The following is a 15,255-nucleotide window of genomic DNA, read 5'->3' on the forward strand; positions in this document are numbered from 1 at the left end:
ATCACCTCATGGAATTACGAACAATCCCCGACTTGGGTCGGCTTCGTGCATTCCTAAATAACCCAGATATCACAGGAAACATTGTCGATCACGGCAGTGAATACCTCATTAAGCCAGATGCTTTGTATCTCGGAATATATGAGGGGCTACTTCTGGTTGGAGTGCATGAGGTTAGAACCTTCTGGCATAGCGTCGTTGAGTGCCACGCAATATATGACCCCGGATTTCGGGGGAAATACGCACTTGATGGCCACAAGTTATTTTGCCGCTGGCTACTTGAAAACTCCCCCTTCACAAACTCAGTAACGATGGTTCCCGACTCAACGAAATATGGACGATCGCTTATCAGACTGCTCGGGGCTGAGCGTATCGGTCATCTGGACGATGCATACATTAGTAACGGCAGGCCGGTTGGCGTGACGCTATATCAGCTTAAGCGAGCCCAATATGAGGATTTTCTTCAATGTTAATTTTCCAACTAATGAACAAGGTTCGTGACCGCGCTGTTTACTGCAAAGGTGGTGGTGGAGACAACGGCGCAGGCGCACAGGCTGACGCAATAAACAAACAGACTGATTTGCAACGTCAGCAATGGCAAACAGTGATGAACAACCTTGCACCATTCACGCCGCTAGCCAGCCAATATATTAATCAGCTTCAGGGGCTATCGACGCTCGAAGGTCAAAACTCTGCACTGCAAGGATACTATGGGTCAGATCAATACAAGGGGTTGGCAGATCAGGCGCGTTATCAGCAATTGGCCGGTGCAGAAGCGACTGGTGGCCTTGGGTCCACTGCAACAAGTAATGGTCTAGCGACTATTGCGCCGCAGCTCGGTCAGAGCTGGCTTGGTGGTCAGATGCAGAATTACGGCAACCTGGCAAATATCGGCCTTGGCGCTTTGCAGGGGCAGGCGAATGCCGGTCAGTCATATGCAAATAACATGGGTTCCATTTATCAGCAACAGGCATCGCTATCAGCGGCCAATGCTAATCGACCATCCGGATTGCAGTCAGGCTTGAGTGGAGCGTTTAGCGGGGCTGCTGCTGGGGCTGGATTGGGTAGCATAGTTCCTGGTATTGGTACTGGCATCGGCGCTGCTATCGGTGGCGGGTTGGGCCTTCTCGGAGGTTTATTCTAATGGCTACATGGCAAGAAGGTAATGGTGGCGGGTTTCTTTCGGGCATTGGAACCAATAATACCAACGCGCCGCAGGTTAGTGATGTTAACGCTACTCTTGGCATGATCCGCGAGAATAACGACATTCAACGCTCAGGCGCAAACAATATCGGGCTACAAGCTCTGCAAGGACTAGGTTCTGTAGCTCAATCTTATCAACAAGAGAAACAGGCAGAACGCCAGAAAGAATTTCAATCCGCATATTCCAGTGCTTATGCTTCCGGCGATAGAAACGCAATGCGCCAGCTTGCCATGCAATACCCTGACCAATTTGAAGCGGTTAGAAATGGCATGGGATTCATTGACGAAGACCAGCGCAACACGATAGGCAATCTTGCATCAACAGCTCGATTAGCTGCACAAAGCCCCGAAGCTATGGGTGAGTGGTTGAAGTCTAGCGCCGGTGATTTAGCTCGTGTGGGAATTAATCCCGGTGATGTTGCTACTATGTACCAGCAAAACCCACAGGGGTTCGGTGAGTTCGCTGATCACCTTGGTATGTCAGCTCTCGGTCCTGAAAAGTATTTCGATCTTCAGGATAAGGCTGTAGGGAGAGAGATTGACCGTGGCAAGTTAGCCGAGACCGTGCGCAGCAATCAGGCAGGGGAGAGTTTGCAAGGCCAACAGATTGCAGTTAGCCGTGAAAACTCTATTCGTTCAGCATCAGGGCAGAATTCTCAGCCTGCTTCAGTGAAGGAATATCAATATTTCCAAAGCCTGAGTCCTGAACAGCAGAAAACATACATGAGAGTAAGGGGGCGGCCGGATGCTGGCGGTGGTAACAACACGGTTCAGCTAGCTGATGGGCGAACTGTAGAAGTGACTGGTAAATTACATGGATCAGGGTCTACTGCTTTCTACGACGGCATAGATGATTCGGGGAATATGGTTAGAGTTCCAGCCAGTGCGATAGCAGCACCTCCTACATCAGCGGCAACTGCTCAGAACTTCGCAATGTCTAAAGACTTGGATTCTATAGCAAATGCCAGCCCTGAATCACTTGAATTTATGACGGGGGTAACTGGGGGGAGTGGGTCTCCTGCCTTTGGTGCTGATGTAAGAAGCCGGTTAAGTGGCAAGGATCAGCGGCAGATATATAATGCCGCGCAGAGAATTCAGGGGAAAATGCAGAATCAGGGCATTGCAGCAGCAAGGGACATGGGGGCAAGCGGTATTAACACCGTTGCAGAAGCGAAGATGTATTTTCAGGGCATGCCTCAGTTTGATTTTTCCAGCCCAGAGGCTGCCCAGCAATCAATCAGATTGATCCGCGAATACACTGACAACTACAACCAACAGTATCAGGTTGATGTTGGTAATGGCGGCAAGAAAACATCACGACAGCAACAAACACCCCAGCAACCAGCAGCGGGGGGCGGGTTCTCTAACTTGTGGGGTGGTTAATGGCTATCGCATGGAAAGATGTAATATCAAAACCTGAGTACCAGCAATTACCTCCAGACCAGCAAGCAGCAGCGCAAGAGCAGTATTTTAATGAGGTTGTCGCCCCTCAAGCCGGTGATCAAGCCGAAGCCGCGCGACAGGAGTTCTTTACTGTATATCCGTTGCCAATCGCACAAGAGCAAGCACCACAGCAACAGCAAACACAACAACAGCCGGAACAGCAAGGATTTGCCGATCAAGCACTTCTTGGCGCAAAAGAGGCAGGTAGAAGTATTGCTCAGGCCGGGGTGAACGTAGCCAACATTATTCCTGAAGTTGGTGATGCTGTTCAGAGTGCGGCAACATGGATTGGTAGTAAGGTTGGGCTGGGCGACGGAACCTATACCCCAGCGATGCGCATGTCCCTTCCTGAGTCTCTACAACCACAAACTGAAGCGGGAAAGATTGCAGCCCAAGCGTTGCCATACGTCATTAACCCAGTATCTGGTGCAGCTAAAACAGCGTCCGGAGTAGGGGCTAAAGCGGCCAGCTTGCTTGCAGAGAATGCAGTTGGTGTTCTGGCTGATAATAGCAGTAAGAATGATGCTGGGGCACTGGCGTCAGATCTTGGCGTATCGACTGCGCTTAGTGGGGCTACTCGTGGGTTAACCAATGCAATTGGCGCAGGCTATCGTGCCGTAAAAGGACAGATTGCACCAGAGGCTAGGGCCGCAATTGATTTCGCAGAGCAACAGGGAGTACCACTTCACACAACTGATCTACTTCAACCACAAAGCAAAGTTGGACGAATGGCTCAGGGGGCAGCAGAGAACATCCCATTAGTAGGAACTAGCGGAATGAGATCTACCCAGCAAGAGGCAAGAAGCCAGCTTGTTCAGGATTTTGCTAATAAGTTTGGCGACTATGATCCATCAGCGGTAGTCACTAGCCTTAAGCAGAAAACAGGGACGATAAAGGCAGCAGCTGGAAATCGGATCAATGATGTTACTGAGAGGATGAGTGGCGCGGGAATTCAACCATCTAGAACTGTTCAAGCTATTGATAAAGAGGTATCAAGGCTTAACTCTCTGGGTGAAGTAAAGGATTCTGCAACCATAGAACAGCTGCAAAAGTACAAGAATGAGTTGCTTCGCGGCACGCCATCTGGTGGAACGGGCTTTGATCAACTAAGGAATCTACGAACGCAGTTCCGGCAAGATGTTAAGGGTGAGCGCACTACAATGCCAACTCGCTCTGAAGCGGCAGTTAACCGAATTTACAAAGCCATGGGGGATGATATTTATGATGGGGTATCAGCTTCTCTAACGCCGCGTGATGCTACAAGGCTAAAGCAGGCTGACCAAGTATACGCAGCCGAGGCCAACACGCTGAAAAACACAAGGCTTAAAAACGTTTTGATGAAGGGGGATTTAACGCCAGAAGTGGTAAATAACATCCTCTACAGCAACAAAAAGTCAGAAATACAAACGCTATATAACTCTGTTGGTAGCACTGGTCGGGCGCAAATGCGAAACGGGATAATTGGTAAGGCGATGGAAAAATCAGGTGGATCGCCAGATCAGTTCCTACGCCAACTCAATATGCTATCTAACCAGACAGGCATTGCATTTCGTGGCGCCGATGCTGGATATGTTCGTGGACTGAAGAACTATCTTGAGTCAACAAAACAGGCAGGGAAAGCATCAGTCGTTACTCCAACAGGGCAGCAAGTATTGCCGTGGGTAGTGGCTGGGGCCGCAGCATCTAATCCCGGCGCAGCAGCAGCAACGGTAAGCTATGGACTGCTTGGTCGTATGTATGAGAGCAAGCCAATTAGGAACGCAATGCTAAAGCTGGCTAACACGCCCAAAAATAGCACTGCATTTGAAAGGCAATTAGAAATAGTCAATCGAGCATTAACGGCAACAGCTCAAGGCGCAAAATATAAATAACTTTAGAGAATTATAAAAACGTAAATGCTAATTGATTTTATCATTTAGGCGATCTGTTATTTTCTCTAACTCACTAACTCTATTTGATAAAATACCAACCTGCCTAATCAAATAGACGATTGCAGCCAAGGCCACAAAAGAAGCTATCTCCAACACATCAACCTCCTATCTATTATTTTAAATTTCCAACCCGCTTTGGCGGGTTTTTTATTGCCCAAAATCCGAACCACGCAGAATAACCACTGCGGGGATTGCACACGCCTGGAGAACATTAATGGCTGACATCATACCAAACATTCCCGTTTCAATGCCGTCACGACTATTCACAATGCCACGTAAATTCGGGGCCATCTTTGGCGGCCGTATCTACATCGGTGAGATTGATACCGACCCAACTATACCATCAAATCAGATTCAGGTTTTCTTGGAGAATGAAGATGGCAGCCATGTTCCTGTTGCTCAACCTTTACTGATCAACGCCGGTGGCTATCCCGTATATAACGGGCAAGTGGCTAAGTTTGTAACTGAGCAGGGCTACAGCATGGCTGTATATGATGCGCTTAATGTGCAGCAGTTCTACTTCCCTAATCTTTCACCACCTACAGCAGGCGATCGCTTTGGCTCAGTGGCAGACGTGCAGGCAGCGAATATCCCATCAAGCACCAAATATATTAATGTCGATGGTTACTACAGCGCTGGCGACGGTGGGGCAGCTAACTATAAGCAAGTTGCGTCAGAACCAACGCACGCAGGGAAGATTCAGTCAGCAGATGGTAACTGGTGGGAGATCACTGAAACATCAATCAGCCCTGAGCAACTTGGCGCTAAAGGTGACGGAGTAACAGAGGATGGGCTTGCATACAAAAACACCATTGCTGTTGGGCGTGGAGTATCGTTTACAGCCGGAAGAACTTATCTAATTAATGGCGTCACCGGCATCCCAGTGAAAGGGCAAATCATCAAGGGTAACGGCGGCATCCTAAAGAAGACAGACCTAACAACTGATATCCCATCAATAGGGGTACAAGATGCACCTAAGTTTATTAAAATTGATACCACGGACGATGTTACTATTGATGGGGTTATATTTAATTACACTGGAACTAGCAGCCCAAGACTCTATGGTATTACGGTTGAAAATTCACTGAGAACTGACATAAAGAATTGCAAGTTTATAGGAAACGAAACCCCAACTTTCTTCTGGAAAAACTCTAAGCTTTCAAAATTTACATACAATGAAACATCAGGTGGAATATTTGGCATAGCAACGGGTGGTGATGGCGCTGGGAATACGAACGGCCCTGTTACTGATACAGTGATTGCCTTCAATATTTTCTCTGGCGCTGTCAGTGAAGCTATAGATATTAATTGGGATACAGAGCGTTGCCTTATTATTGGAAACACTTGCTACAACAACTCACTCGGAGTTGATGAAGAGATTGTTGACATTGGCGGTGGCGTTTGCCGTGATATTTGGGTATTAAACAATAGCTTTGATGGGGGTGGTAGGACATACGATGTTGTTTATCTTAAAGGAGATACGCAACGAGTCCTCGTTCAAGGTAATAAAGTATTCAATGGAAAATTATCTAATCCGGGCTCTTGTGTAAGGGTTACATCTCAATACGGCCAAATTAAAAATGTTAAAATAATTGATAATGAATTATCCGGGTCAACATTTGGCGTAAGCATCCAGCAAGGCACTGCTGATGTTATTGTTAGTAGGAATTCAATTAGTAGTGTTGGGCAGATTGGTATTCGATCAACGACTGGAACTGGAAATTCCAGAATTACAATAACTGAAAATATAATCGATGGCAATAATACTGCGTCCGGTCAGGGTATTATTATTGATAGATCTAGTTCAGTTATTATTTCAAAAAATCAGGTTCTAAACTTCCTTGACCATGGTATTTATATTGACTCAACAGCGGAAGGAAGTTCAGTATCAGGGAATAAAGTTACAAATTGCATCTCTGGTATTAGAGCTCTGGCTAACGTTACCACAATTAGCGAGAATGATTGTTATTTGAATAAAACGGCAGGAATTTCTGTAACTGGATCTAATTCATCAATTATTAATAATACTTGTCGTGATAATGCAGTGACAACAACAAGTTTTGGTTTGATATTCAACGGCGGGAATTTCTCTACCATTATAGGAAATCGGGTTTATGACACTCGAACAACAAGATTACAAAATGGTTTTACCGCGGTAGTCCCTGCTGACAGAATTATTATCACTGATAACTTATTCTATAATAATCTCACTACCAACATATCAGGTACCGGTTCTTTAACTAACTCTGTAGTTGCAAATAACATAACCTCCTAGTTCATCAGCAAGCTAAAAAATCATTACTTCATGGGCTAAGGGCGAAAATCTATATATAATCAGCTATCTTCATAGTTATCAGTTGAAAACTAACTGTTCTAACTCTTTGAAATGGATGATTTAATGCTGTCTAACATAGAAAAAAAAGACCCAGCCACAGCCCCAGCTAGAGCATATCGAAGTGATATCGATGGGCTTCGAGCTATCGCCGTGATTTCGGTAATGCTCTATCATTTCTCAATAGGCCATTTTTCTGGCGGCTTTGTTGGTGTTGATATATTCTTCGTTATTAGTGGTTATTTAATAACCGGAGGGATAATAAAGCAAAGGGAGACTGGTAGGTTCAGCTTCTCTGATTTCTACATAAGAAGGGCGAGACGTCTTTTCCCTGCACTGCTTGTAACAATAATTCTTAGTTATGTCTCAGCTTTCTGGCTGTTCTCTCCGATTGATTTCGCCAACATGTCAGGGTCAACCATATTTGCATTGGGCGCGATATCTAATATATTTTTTTGGATGCAAGCAGATTATTTCGACTCCGCATCTATAGTAAAGCCACTCCTTCATACGTGGTCACTTAGTGTCGAGTTACAATTTTATTTGATTTGGCCTGCAATATTACTTTTATTGATTAAGTTTGGCAGGAAAATAACAGGGGTTGGAGTTGTTGTAGTTACCATTGCTGGCTTAATTTCATCAATATTTGCATTGAAATATGATCCAACCGGCGCATTTTATTTAACACAATATCGATTCTATGAATTTGCAGTCGGTGGGCTGGCGTTCTTTGTTGGACGATCTAAATTTATGCAGTCTAAATACTACATGCCCAACATAATTTTTGTTGTGGGTATCGCATTGGTATTTTACTCCATATTTTCATACTCAACCGAAACTGCATTCCCCGGTATAAATGCGTTGCCACCCGTTATTGGCGCTGCGCTTATCATCCTGTCAGGTGAGCAAGCGATAGGGGCCAAGATACTATCCCTTCGTCCAGTTAGTTATATTGGGGAAATTAGCTATTCGCTATATCTAATTCACTGGCCGTTAGTTGTATTTGTTCAATACTTCTCCGTCAAAGAGATTTCTAGTATAGAACGTTATGGATTAGTCGCGGCGACGTTCGCTCTTTCTGTGGTCATGCACCGCTTCATAGAAAAGCCATTTAGAAACCCTAAAACATTCAATATCTCGGGCCCAGCTTTCGCTTTGGCATGTTCATGTATAGCAATGGTCATGATGATCCCCGCCTCAAGTAGTTGGGCTAACAAAGGATGGGTATGGAGATTGCCGGAGCAAATACAGAAAATTAACGATTTTGATGCTAAGTCAACTGAAAAATTCTTGTGGAATAAACACATTGAATTGGCTGGAGTTGGTGATTTCAAGAATAATGGCAAAGAAAAGCTATTGATTGCAGGAGATTCTCAATCAGCCGATCTAGTAAACCTCCTCAACGAGTCAGGAATAATAGATAACTATGACGTGGTTGTTAGGTTGATTTACACACAATGCGGAACCCCGTTTGTAAACAAAGATGAGAGAGATGCATTTTTCACTAAAAATAACCCAGGAACGATAGCAAGGGCTGACCTGATCCCAGTATGTGGAAAGCAAATGGACGCACTAATGGATAGTAAACTACTCGGACAAGCAGACAAAATATATATCGCAATGAAGTGGTACAGTCATTCATTGCCGAAATTAAGTGAGGCAATATCTAAGATTTCGAGTATGTCTAATGCGGATATCTATCTTTTTGGGAATAAGATGTTAGCTAAAGGAAGCATAGATTTTGTTAACTCGCTTGGTCGAGTTAATGGGCTTGGTGAGTATGCATCCGAATTCAGAGATGAAAAATCAGATGCGGTTAATCGAAAGCTCTCAGAAGTTTCTGGAATTAAGTTTGTCGATATGATGAAACTAACATGTCCAAGCCCTAACTCATGCAATGTACTCACAGACGATCTTAAGCCGATATTCATTGATGCGGCCCATCTAACCAAAGAAGGAGCTGCATACCTTGGCAAGTCGTTTCCAAGCATCCTTCCGGTATCACCGAAAGGTAATCTAACGAAAAGTAAATAGCACAGTTACTGCGTGATAGCTAGGCATGGATGCCTGTGGGGTGGGGGAAATAGAGGTCAAAACGGAGTGGTAAGTTATTGATTAATATGTCGTGTAATGTCCAACAATGTCCTTAAATGTCGCACACATATTAAGCAATAAATCACGTTACTAATTGATTTATATTGTTTTTAATGTCTTAAGGGGCGCTTTACCTTGCAAAGGTTCCCCCTCGGGTGGTTTCTGTCTATACCCTTCGTTCTGAAGTCGCAGAGTTGTTAGCTACACAGACTCACCCGAATCACATTATTAATGTAAGCTCATCGGGATTGGTGCGCTTGCTGCCTACCTGCAACGCCAAGTTCTTTGGGTATATAACGTTCTTAGGTATTGTTTTGCGGGAGATTCCGCGCACAGCTACCAGTTTGAACAGTTATAATGTATCGGGTTTTCAGTGAATACCTGAAATTTAGCGGCGGAGTATAACATGGGTCAATGCGTCGCGATATAAACCCTCAGCCGCGATACAAACCCTGTAACTCAATATATCGCTGAACAGCACGCGGTAACAGGTCATCACAACTTTCACCGTTATGACGTCGGTGGCGAATATCAGTCGCAGAAATGTCCAACAGTGGCGTATCTGCCAGATAGATTGCCCCTTGTGCCCGTAGGCTCAACGCGTGTGGATCAAAGACCCGGTGTTCATCGAGCCACTGCTGTAATTCTGGTGTTTCCAGCGTTTGGGCATAACCAGGGCGGGCACAAACCAGCAGATGGCACACATCTAACAGCGATTCCCAGCGATGCCACTTATGCAGTGACAATAATGAATCCTGCCCAATAATAAACGCTAACGGCAGCTCAGCACCACGTTCTTTACGTAAGGATTCAAGTGTATCGATGGTGAATGATGGCGTGTCACGTAATAACTCTCGTGAATCAACGCTAAACAGCGGATTACCGGCAATCGCCAGCTCAACCATTTTTAGCCGTTGCTGTGCATTAGCTTCAGGTTGAGGACGGTGAGGCGGTACATGATTGGGCAGTAAAATAATGTGTTGTAGGCCCACTTGTTGAGCCAGGGCTTCAACTGGCTTCAAATGGCCATAATGAATCGGATCAAAAGTACCGCCGAACAGGGCATGCAGGGTGCGAGTCGGGGATTTATTGGGCATCAAAAAAGCTCTCAGGTAATATTTTGCCACACATCAGCATAGACAGCGTTTCTAACTCAGGCCAGATTGATTGACCATAATCCTGTTTTAGGCGAATTTCCATTTGTGTCAGCAGATGAACCGCTTGTTGCAACTGTGGCATGGAGAGACGTTGCAGTGCTTGAGTCATGATCGGGCGACGGTTCTGCCACACTTTAAATTGATCAAACAAGGCCCGCAGCGGCACCTGATCCATCCGACGCTTTAATGTTAACAACTGCAATAATTCACGCTGAAGGGTGCGCAGCAAAATAATGGGTTCGCTATCTTCCTGCTGCAACTGTTGCAGGATATGCCAGGCCCGTTTGCTTTTACCGGCCAATAGGGCATCTAGCCAATGGTACGGCGTAAAATGCGCGGCATCATTGACCGCTTGTTCTACTTTTGGCAGTGTCAATTTGCCATCGGGGTAGAGCAGTGAGAGGCGTTCTAATGCCTGCGACAGCGCCAGCAGATTGCCTTCGTAGCAGTAACACAGCAACTGAATGGCGGCATCATCAATGTCCAGATCCAGACTCTTGGCACGTGTGCTAACCCAACGGGGTAGCTGTGTCTGTTCAGGCGTCTGGCAACTGACAAAAACGCCATTCGGGCTGAGTGCCTTAAACCAGACACTGTTTTCTTGCGCTTTGGTGAGCTTGTTGGCTCGCAAAATCAGCAGAATATCGGGGTGCAATAGCCCGGATAATTTGACCAATTGCTCGTTCATTGGCGCAGTTAACCCACTCTCAGGGAAGCTCAATAGTAGTGTCTGGCGACTGGCAAATAGACTCAGTGCCTGACAGAGGCTAAAGATACTGTCCCACTCGGTATGGGCATCCAACGCAAAACTGAAATGTTCGGTGAAATCGTGTTGTGCTGCCACTTGACGAATATGGTCCTGACTCTCCTGTAACAGTAATGGCTCATTGCCACATAACAGATAGCAAGCGCGCAGCCCCTCATGGAGCTGCGCGACAAGTTGTTCAGGATAGACTCGGATCATTGGGCAGGGGTACTGACTGCGGGTTTGCCAATATTGATCTCTTTGACCGGGGCGATTTTGGCGGTGCCAGTTGCGCTGTTACCGCTCACCGATTTGTCACCATTTTCCTGTGCGTTTTTGACTTCCGCAGCATGTACGGTAAGGAGCTGCCGCACTAGCTGCTGAGCTGCCTGCTCACGCATTTCCTGCCGAATAACCCCAGCTTCCGCAGCTTTTGCAAGTGCAGTTAACGGGTTATCGAAGAAGGAGCGGAAGATATTTACCCGTAACGGGTAAATATCATGGCCCGGTATCAATACTTGCGCCTGTACATGCAGCACTAACTGGTACTCTGCCGTCACACCATTTCGGAAGATGGACACAGTATCCTTATTTTCGGATGAGCCAATAATCCGTAAGGTCGGTAGGTCTTGGCGCATCGGGTCATCAACAATAGTCACGTTGCTTAAACGCAATTGTTGACGTACTGCACGGGTTAGCGGGCCATAGGGATCGCTACTTTCCAGCAGTAATTTTTGCAGTTCAGGTGGCACCTGAGTGGTGCCTCGCAGATTAAAGCCACAGCCAGCGGTGACCAGCACCGCCAACCCCAGCAACAGCGTCAGAATACGATGTCGCACAACTCCTCCTTGTCTTAACCCACAACCAGGTTAAGCAGTTTGCCAGGAACATAGATGACTTTACGCAGGGTAACCCCATCCAGGTATTTAGCCACCAAGTGCTCTTGACCAGCACGTTCGCGAACATGCTCTTCAGTGGCATCGGCAGGCACAGTAATTCTGCCACGCACTTTACCATTAACCTGTACGACAACTAATTTAGAGTCTTCGATCATCGCTTGTTCATCGGCGATTGGCCATGGTGCGGTATCGATATCACCTTCGCCACCCAGCGCTTGCCACAAAGTGAAGCAGACGTGAGGAGTGAATGGATAAAGCATACGTACCACTGCCAGTAACGCTTCTTGCAGCAGAGCGCGGTCTTGCTCAGTTTCCTGAGGTGCGCGGCCCAACTTGTTCATCAACTCCATTACCGCTGCAATGGCAGTGTTGAAGGTTTGACGGCGACCCACATCATCAGTGACTTTGGCAATCGTTTTGTGCAGATCACGACGCAGGGATTTCTGATCATCTGTCAGGTTAGCAATATCCAGCGGGGCCGTTGCACCTTTTGCAGTGTGATCAAAGGCCAGACGCCAGACACGTTTCAGGAAGCGGTTAGCTCCTTCAACGCCAGACTCTTGCCACTCCAACGTCATTTCTGCTGGGGAAGCAAACATCATAAATAGACGTACGGTATCGGCACCGTATTTTTCTACCATCACCTGTGGGTCGATACCGTTATTTTTCGATTTCGACATTTTGCTCATGCCGGCATACACCAGTTCATGGCCCTCAGCATCGGTCGCTTTAATAATGCGGCCTTTATCATCACGCTCGACGATAGCATCAACCGGTGAAACCCAAATACGTTCACCGCCAGTGCCGGTGTAGTAGAAGGCATCAGCCAATACCATGCCCTGACACAGCAGACGTTTGGCTGGCTCGTCGGAGTCTACCAGACCTGCATCACGCAGCAGTTTGTGGAAGAAGCGGAAGTACATCAGATGCATGATGGCATGTTCGATACCACCGACATACTGATCGACCGGCAGCCAGTAGTTAGCGGCGGCAGGGTCCAGCATACCTTCATCATATTGCGGGCAGGTGTAGCGCGCGTAATACCATGATGACTCCATAAAGGTATCGAAGGTATCGGTTTCACGCAGTCCCGGCATTCCGTTCACGGTGGTTTTAGCCCACTCAGGGTCAGCCTTGATTGGGCTGGAAATACCGTCCATCACCACATCTTCCGGGAGAATAACCGGCAGTTGATCTTCTGGTGTTGGCACTACAGTACCGTCTTCCAGTGTCACCATTGGGATAGGAGCACCCCAATAACGTTGACGGGAGACGCCCCAGTCACGCAGGCGGTAATTCACTTTGCGCTGACCTACACCGAGCGCGACCAGTTTGTCGGCAACAGCATTAAAACCCTCTTCATAATTCAGACCATCGAACTCGCCAGAATTGAACAGGGTGCCTTTCTCGGTCAAGGCTTCTTTCGTGACATCAGGTTCGCTGCCATCTGCGGCCAAAATAACCGGTTTGATTGGCAGGTTATATTTGGTGGCGAACTCCCAGTCACGGGCATCGTGACCTGGAACGGCCATGACTGCACCGGTACCGTAATCCATCAAGACAAAGTTAGCGGTCCAGATAGCCAATTTCTCGCCAGTCAGCGGATGGATGGCATACAGACCGGTCGCCATGCCTTTTTTCTCCATGGTGGCCATTTCAGCTTCGGCAACCTTGGTATTGCGGCATTCAGCAATAAAATCGGCCAGTGCAGGGTTGGTTTCAGCCGCTTGCAGTGACAGAGGATGACCGGCAGCAACCGCCACGTAGGTCACGCCCATAAAGGTATCTGGACGGGTGGTATAAACGGAGAGTTTTTCTTCGCTATCCAGCACATCGAAAACGATATCAACGCCTTCGGAACGGCCAATCCAGTTGCGCTGCATGGTTTTAACTTGCTCAGGCCAGCTTTCCAGCGTGTCCAGATCATTAAGCAACTGATCAGCGTAATCGGTGATTTTGATAAACCACTGTGGGATCTCTTTACGTTCAACTTTGGTATCACAACGCCAACAGCAGCCGTCGATCACTTGCTCGTTAGCCAGCACGGTCAAGTCATGTGGACACCAGTTAACCGCAGAGGTCTTTTTGTAGACCATGCCCTTTTCGTACAACTTGGTGAAGAACCACTGTTCCCAACGGTAGTAGTCAGGTTTACAAGTGGCAATTTCACGATCCCAGTCATAGCCGAAGCCCAGTAGTTTTAACTGGTTCTTCATGTACTCGATATTGTCGTAAGTCCAGGGGGCTGGCGCGGTGTTGTTTTTTACCGCAGCGCCTTCAGCAGGCAGGCCAAATGCATCCCAGCCAATCGGTTGTAACACGTTCTTGCCCAGCATACGTTGGTAGCGGGAGATAACATCACCAATGGTGTAGTTACGAACGTGCCCCATATGTAGGCGACCTGAAGGGTACGGCAGCATAGATAGGCAGTAATATTTTTCTTTGCTGGCGTCTTCAGTGACTTTAAACGTTTGCTTCTCTTGCCAGTGAAGCTGTACTTGCGTTTCGATATCTTCTGGGCGGTATTGCTCTTGCATGGCGGCCAGTGGTCCTATAGTGAAAAACAGCTACGCCTGTAGCATCATCTGTTTCATATCATAAAGAGAGATCCGCATAGCATAGCCGATAAGCGGCAGCGGCAACAACACTCAGCACCCTACAGTCGGTTTTTTCTGCGTAGTGGATGGCAGAAATCACCAAAGTGGGGGGAAACGACCTGATGATGCAGTGACTTCAGTCATTTACGACTAAAATTATTAAGGTTAACTTTATTATCTAAGTAAGTGGCTAAAAACTAAGGAGCCGGATAATCGTTAGTAGGTGAGAATTAGCCTGCTGACTGTTTTGCTTCATCACAACTTGGCTTTATCACACCCGTGGATCGAGGAGAGATTATGAACAAGGTAGCTCAATATTATCGTGAGTTAGTGACATCACTGACAGAACGCTTGAAAAATGGTGAACGTGATATCGATAAGCTGGTGGACAGCGCTGAACAGCGGCTGAATGCCGTAGAAGAGTTAACCCGCAGTGAAGTTGAGCAAATCATACAGGCGGTGCGCCGTGATCTGGAGGAGTTTGCTCGCAGCTATGAGGAGAGCAAGGACGAATTCACTGACAGCGTATTTATGCGGGTGATTAAAGAGAGTTTGTGGCAGGAGTTGGCTGATATCACCGACAAAACCCAGTTAGAGTGGCGCGAGGTGTTTAAAGACGTCAGTCATCATGGGGTTTATCACAGTGGTGAGGTGGTCGGGCTGGGGAATTTGGTGTGTGAAAAGTGCCATCAGCATCTGGCCTTCTACACCCCGGAAGTGCTGCCACTCTGTCCAAAATGTGGTCATGACCAATTCAATCGTCGGCCCTTCCAGCCATAAAGGGGCTAGGCGATAATCATTTATTTTTATAGGGCTAGTTATAATACAGCTAGCCCTTTTTTTACTTAATTATTAAT

11 protein-coding genes are annotated in these 15,255 nt (G+C 46.9%); 7 read left to right on the forward strand and 4 right to left on the reverse strand.

Features of this window, described 5'->3' with window-relative positions; genetic code table 11:
- The first annotated feature begins 8 nt into the window (after positions 1-8).
- The 6 genes from ACZ76_RS14885 (at position 9) to ACZ76_RS14910 (ending at position 8,940) form a co-directional block, all read left to right on the forward strand.
- Positions 9-470, forward strand: a complete 462-nt coding sequence (locus ACZ76_RS14885; protein WP_048619628.1) for a DUF2824 family protein — start codon at positions 9-11, stop codon at positions 468-470.
- Entirely contained in the window at positions 464-1,141 is a 678-nt protein-coding gene (locus tag ACZ76_RS14890) for a hypothetical protein (RefSeq protein ID WP_048619629.1), read from the forward strand. Before ACZ76_RS14885 ends, ACZ76_RS14890 begins: the two co-directional genes overlap by 7 nt.
- On the forward strand, positions 1,141-2,583 hold the full coding sequence (locus ACZ76_RS14895) for a phage DNA ejection protein (protein ID WP_048619630.1): 1,443 nt from the start codon (positions 1,141-1,143) through the stop codon (positions 2,581-2,583). Before ACZ76_RS14890 ends, ACZ76_RS14895 begins: the two co-directional genes overlap by 1 nt.
- On the forward strand, positions 2,583-4,514 hold the full coding sequence (locus ACZ76_RS14900; RefSeq protein WP_048619631.1) for a hypothetical protein: 1,932 nt from the start codon (positions 2,583-2,585) through the stop codon (positions 4,512-4,514). The genes ACZ76_RS14895 and ACZ76_RS14900 overlap by 1 nt, the downstream gene beginning before the upstream one ends.
- Before the next feature lie 274 nt (positions 4,515-4,788).
- Positions 4,789-6,849, forward strand: a complete 2,061-nt coding sequence (locus tag ACZ76_RS19355) for a phage tailspike protein (RefSeq protein ID WP_158506223.1) — start codon at positions 4,789-4,791, stop codon at positions 6,847-6,849.
- Between the two features lie 123 nt (positions 6,850-6,972).
- Positions 6,973-8,940 carry an acyltransferase family protein gene (locus ACZ76_RS14910; RefSeq protein WP_048619633.1) on the forward strand — a complete coding sequence of 656 codons (1,968 nt, stop codon included), beginning with the start codon at positions 6,973-6,975 and terminating at the stop codon, positions 8,938-8,940.
- Positions 8,941-9,434: 494 nt separating this feature from the next.
- Here ACZ76_RS14910 and nadD read toward each other — a convergent pair whose 3' ends face one another.
- The 4 genes from nadD to leuS are packed head-to-tail and all read right to left on the reverse strand — an operon-like array spanning position 9,435 to position 14,338.
- Positions 9,435-10,097: a nicotinate-nucleotide adenylyltransferase gene (nadD, locus tag ACZ76_RS14915; protein WP_048619635.1), complete on the reverse strand. Its 663-nt coding sequence runs from the start codon at positions 10,095-10,097 to the stop codon at positions 9,435-9,437.
- Positions 10,087-11,121, reverse strand: coding sequence for a DNA polymerase III subunit delta (holA, locus tag ACZ76_RS14920; protein ID WP_048619636.1), 1,035 nt, complete (start codon positions 11,119-11,121; stop codon positions 10,087-10,089). The genes nadD and holA overlap by 11 nt, the downstream gene beginning before the upstream one ends.
- Complete coding sequence (gene lptE, locus ACZ76_RS14925) at positions 11,118-11,741, reverse strand: LPS assembly lipoprotein LptE (RefSeq protein ID WP_048619638.1); 624 nt, start codon at positions 11,739-11,741, stop codon at positions 11,118-11,120. The genes holA and lptE overlap by 4 nt, the downstream gene beginning before the upstream one ends.
- 14 nt (positions 11,742-11,755) lie before the next feature.
- Positions 11,756-14,338: a leucine--tRNA ligase gene (gene leuS, locus ACZ76_RS14930; protein WP_048619639.1), complete on the reverse strand. Its 2,583-nt coding sequence runs from the start codon at positions 14,336-14,338 to the stop codon at positions 11,756-11,758.
- A 357-nt stretch (positions 14,339-14,695) separates the two neighbouring features.
- On the opposite strand from leuS, the gene ACZ76_RS14935 reads away from it, so the two are divergent.
- Complete coding sequence (locus ACZ76_RS14935) at positions 14,696-15,178, forward strand: zinc ribbon-containing protein (RefSeq protein WP_048619640.1); 483 nt, start codon at positions 14,696-14,698, stop codon at positions 15,176-15,178.
- Positions 15,179-15,255 lie beyond the last annotated feature (77 nt).

Source organism: Yersinia aleksiciae (assembly GCF_001047675.1).
Lineage (GTDB): Bacteria > Pseudomonadota > Gammaproteobacteria > Enterobacterales > Enterobacteriaceae > Yersinia > Yersinia aleksiciae.

What these genes read in the sequence shown, in the direction of transcription:
- leuS (WP_048619639.1), bottom strand. Translation starts at nt 14,338, where the DNA reads ATGCAAGAGCAATACCGCCCAGAAGATATCGAAACGCAAGTACAGCTT.
- ACZ76_RS19355 (WP_158506223.1), top strand. Translation starts at nt 4,789, where the DNA reads ATGGCTGACATCATACCAAACATTCCCGTTTCAATGCCGTCACGACTA.
- ACZ76_RS14895 (WP_048619630.1), top strand. Translation starts at nt 1,141, where the DNA reads ATGGCTACATGGCAAGAAGGTAATGGTGGCGGGTTTCTTTCGGGCATT.
- ACZ76_RS14900 (WP_048619631.1), top strand. Translation starts at nt 2,583, where the DNA reads ATGGCTATCGCATGGAAAGATGTAATATCAAAACCTGAGTACCAGCAA.
- holA (WP_048619636.1), bottom strand. Translation starts at nt 11,121, where the DNA reads ATGATCCGAGTCTATCCTGAACAACTTGTCGCGCAGCTCCATGAGGGG.
- ACZ76_RS14935 (WP_048619640.1), top strand. Translation starts at nt 14,696, where the DNA reads ATGAACAAGGTAGCTCAATATTATCGTGAGTTAGTGACATCACTGACA.
- ACZ76_RS14910 (WP_048619633.1), top strand. Translation starts at nt 6,973, where the DNA reads ATGCTGTCTAACATAGAAAAAAAAGACCCAGCCACAGCCCCAGCTAGA.
- nadD (WP_048619635.1), bottom strand. Translation starts at nt 10,097, where the DNA reads ATGCCCAATAAATCCCCGACTCGCACCCTGCATGCCCTGTTCGGCGGT.
- ACZ76_RS14885 (WP_048619628.1), top strand. Translation starts at nt 9, where the DNA reads ATGGAATTACGAACAATCCCCGACTTGGGTCGGCTTCGTGCATTCCTA.
- ACZ76_RS14890 (WP_048619629.1), top strand. Translation starts at nt 464, where the DNA reads ATGTTAATTTTCCAACTAATGAACAAGGTTCGTGACCGCGCTGTTTAC.